Raw genomic sequence first — 613 nt, 5'->3', positions numbered from 1 at the left:
TGATTCGTTTGAAGTCGGGCGAGGCGGTGACTGCGCCACAGTTGCAACGCAAGTATTTAGATTTCGTGCGCTCTCATCTTCAGCTAGATGAGGGCGACGAGGCCATTTGCAGGGAATGGGAACGCGTTCTGGATGGCCTGGAAACGGATTTGGAAAGTGTAGCTACTGACGTTGAGTGGGTTGCGAAGTACCTCTTGTTTGAACGACAGATGGAACGCTTAGGCACCACGTGGGACGATCCGCGCCTTCGCGCGATGGATTTACAGTGGGCGGATTTGCGGCCGGGAAGGTCGCTGGTGGCTGCTTTGGATCGGGCGGGCCGCGTACGACGGCTATTTTCCCCTCATGACGTAGCGCGTGCTTTGGTTGAGCCTCCGTGTAATACGCGCGCTTGGGTTCGCGGCAAAGCGATTAGTTTGATTCCAGAGGTTGTGAAGGCTTCGTGGACGTCACTGGTGGTAGATCAGGCAGGCCAGGATCGTTTGGTACGGATCCCGTTGCCAGATCCAAATCAGGCTGGCGGTGAGGATTTTATCCGTGCGTTACATGAGGGCGCGCGGGCTTTTATTAGTTTATTTGATGGTGGGAAGGAGTAATCATGGCACAGAAGTTC

General features: G+C 55.0%; 1 protein-coding gene. It reads left to right on the top strand.

Annotated elements, in window-relative coordinates:
• A partial coding sequence (locus tag HMPREF1627_RS01030) for a proteasome accessory factor PafA2 family protein (RefSeq protein ID WP_034500392.1) occupies positions 1-596 on the top strand: 596 nt, incomplete at its 5' end.
• Between the last annotated feature and the right edge of the window lie 17 nt (positions 597-613).

It is taken from the genome of Actinomyces sp. S6-Spd3 (genome assembly GCF_000758755.1).
Lineage (GTDB): Bacteria > Actinomycetota > Actinomycetes > Actinomycetales > Actinomycetaceae > Pauljensenia.
The sequence above is the reverse complement of the archived record's forward strand: the minus strand, read 5'-3'. Positions and strand labels throughout refer to the sequence as shown.